Origin of the sequence: Sphingomonas sp. (assembly GCF_031361285.1) — a bacterium.
Lineage (GTDB): Bacteria > Pseudomonadota > Alphaproteobacteria > Sphingomonadales > Sphingomonadaceae > Sphingomicrobium.
Window position 1 is genome coordinate 1 of the sequence record NZ_JANMCO010000029.1, and the last position, 2,723, is coordinate 2,723.

General features: G+C 63.0%; 4 protein-coding genes. 1 reads left to right on the plus strand and 3 read right to left on the minus strand.

All coding sequences use genetic code 11. The features are described from left to right. Window positions 1–30: 30 nt before the first annotated feature. A complete protein-coding gene (locus tag RMO25_RS02805; protein WP_309661089.1) occupies window positions 31–726 on the minus strand; it encodes a hypothetical protein in 696 nt (231 codons plus the stop codon). A 56-nt stretch (window positions 727–782) separates the two neighbouring features. Then, on the minus strand, window positions 783–1,559 hold the full coding sequence (gene ppk2, locus RMO25_RS02810; RefSeq protein ID WP_309661090.1) for a polyphosphate kinase 2: 777 nt from the start codon (window positions 1,557–1,559) through the stop codon (window positions 783–785). 178 nt (window positions 1,560–1,737) lie between these two features. Here ppk2 and RMO25_RS02815 point away from each other — a divergent pair, with 178 nt between their 5' ends. Continuing rightward, window positions 1,738–2,544 (plus strand): L,D-transpeptidase family protein, encoded by an 807-nt coding sequence (locus tag RMO25_RS02815; RefSeq protein WP_309661091.1) that lies wholly within the window; start codon window positions 1,738–1,740, stop codon window positions 2,542–2,544. A 3-nt stretch (window positions 2,545–2,547) separates the two neighbouring features. Here the strand turns inward: RMO25_RS02815 and RMO25_RS02820 are convergent. Continuing rightward, window positions 2,548–2,723, minus strand: a 176-nt coding sequence (locus RMO25_RS02820; protein WP_309661092.1) for a L17 family ribosomal protein, incomplete at its 5' end; no start/stop codon positions are given.

The window sequence follows — 2,723 nt, forward strand, 5'->3', positions numbered from 1 at the left end:
GACATCCGCCAAAGTCCTCAAGACCTGTGCCTAGGGCTTGATCTCCGCAGGCGGCACGACGGCCGGCGCATCGGCGGCGGCGGTCGCCGCCGCCACATCGACGTCGAAGTCGCTCATGTAGCGCTTCATCCCCTCGCGCTCGCCATATTCGGTGAACCACAGTACGAGGAAACCGTAGTTGAAGGCGATCGACATCACCAGCGCGAGTTCGACCGCGCCGATGCCCGCCGACAGGCCGATGCCGACCGACAGCAGGATGAACAAGGCGTCGCCTGAGCTCTTCAATGAATTCTTGAAGCGCACCGCGCCGGCGATCCCAGCCAGCGAAAAGGCCAGCGCCAGCGAGTTCTGGACGATGATCACGATGCCGGTCACGACCAAAGGCAGGATGATGATCGTGCTGATCAGCGACTGGTCATATTCGTCGGTGTTGCGGATCGACATGTAGGTCCAGCTCACCGGCCATGAGGTCAGGAACGCGCCGATCAACGCCGTGGTCAGCCAGAACAGGCTGTCGCCGAGGCTGTCGACGTGGCCCGACGTCTGGGCCTGGACCCCGGTCAGGCCGTTCGCCCCCGCCTTCTGCGGCTGGTTGATGAGTTCCTCGACGCCGCCGATCGGAAGATAGTCCCGGGCGTTAGGGAACAGCCTCATCGCCAGATATACGGCCAGGCCAATCACCAGATAATATGCGCTCAGCTGCGCAAACAGTCGCATGGCTTTCATGATCGTCCCCCCCAGCTAATCCTCAAATTACGCTATTTACCGCCGTCCGCAATGTGTCAGGGCTCAAAATTGGGAATCGGCTTGAGCACGCCGAACCGTTCCTTGTTCGGCTTTCCGGGCAGCGGCGGCCAGGCAATGTCCTTGAGCGGCAAATGGGTGTCGGGGACGCGATCGAGCAGGTCGCGGAGCAGGGTCAGTCGCCCCAGCGCCTGGTCGTTGAAATCGATCAGCGTCCACGGCGCGTGGTCGGTGTGGGTCGCCCGCAGCATTTTCTCGCGGGCGTGGGTGTAGGCATCATATTTGGTGCGGGCGGCGATATCGATCGGCGACAGTTTCCAGCGCTTGATCGGATTGTTGAGCCGGGCCTCGAACCTTTTCTCCTGTTTCTTCTGGTCGCAGCACAACCAATATTTGACCAGCAGGACCCCGTCATCGACCAACTGGCGTTCGAAGTCGGGGACGGCGCGCAGGAAAGCGTCCGCTTCCTCCTGGGTGCAAAATCCCATCACCGGCTCGACCCCGGCCCGGTTGTACCAGCTGCGGTCGAACAGCCCGATTTCGCCCTTGGGCGGCAAATGTTCGACGAAGCGCTGGAAATACCATTGGTTGCGCTCGTGCTCGTTGGGCGATGACAGAGCGACCACATGGCACTGGCGCGGATTGAGAATGCGCGCGAACATGTCGATCGAGCCGCCCTTGCCGGCGGTGTCGCGGCCTTCGAACAGGATGACGATCCGCTGCCCGGTCTCATCGACCCAGCGCGCCATCGTGCTCAATTCCTCGATCAGCGGCCGCACCAGCTTCTCATATTTCTTTTCGCTAATATCGGTCATGCGGCCGCTCCCCCGCGCCCATCTTGGCCAGTCGCAAATCGGACCGCAAGACCCCCCGTCGGCAGCCCGCGAGTCGCCCGTGGCGCGAGTCCAGAATTGTGACATGTCAACAATATTTGAAACCGCCGCGCCGCTAGGGCGTTAGAGCACCAAACGCTTTTAAGAAAAGAGAAATATTGTGACCCTGCGGACCCTGTTCCGCGGCGCGTCTGTTGCGCTGCTGTTTTCGGCCCTGCCTTTCGCGGTTGCATCGCCAGCCTCCGCGCAAGGCGCCAATATGCCCGCCGAGGCGATCGTCGGCACATCCGCCATCTATCCAGCGCAGGGCCGCTACCTGCTGGTCGACGCCGCCTCGGCGCGCCTGTTCATGGTCGAGGACGGCCAGATCCGCGACACGATGAAAGTCATCGTCGGCAAACCGACGTCGCAGACGCCGACCATCGCCAGCAAAATCTATTATGCGACGCTCAATCCCTATTGGAACGTCCCGGCCGACCTCGCGCAAAAGCTGATCGCGCCGCGGGTTCTCGCCCAGGGCACCAAATATCTGACCTCGCGCCATTATCAGGTGCTGGCGAGCTTCGACGACGGAGCGCCTGAAATCGATCCGAACTCGGTCGACTGGAAGGCGGTCGGCGAGGGCCGCTTGACGGTCAAGGTGCGCCAGCTGCCCGGCCCGGCCAATTCGATGGGCCAGGTCAAGTTCGGCTTCCCCAACGCCGGCGGCGTGTTCCTCCACGACAGCCCCGAAAAAGAGCTGTTTGAGAGCGACCAGCGCCAGCTCAGCAACGGCTGCGTCCGGCTCGAGGATGCGCCGCGCCTCGCGCGCTGGCTGATGGGCCGCGATCCCGAACTATCGTCGACCGCGCCCGAGCAGCACGTGCTGCTGCCCCAGGCGGTGCCGATCTACATCACGTATCTGAATGCGCCCGTGAACACGGCCAGTGCCGATGCCCCGATGAGCTTCACCAGCGCCAGCCGCTAGGGCTTAAGCGTCCTCAAGCTCGTCGGTCATCACCGGCCCGGAGTCCTGCCCCTTCGCCGCAACATCGCGGTCGACGAATTCGATAATCGCGATCGCCGCCGCGTCCGAGGCGCGGATGCCGGCCTTGATGATCCGGGTATAGCCGCCCGCCCGCGCCTTGTAGCGCGGCCCGATGACGT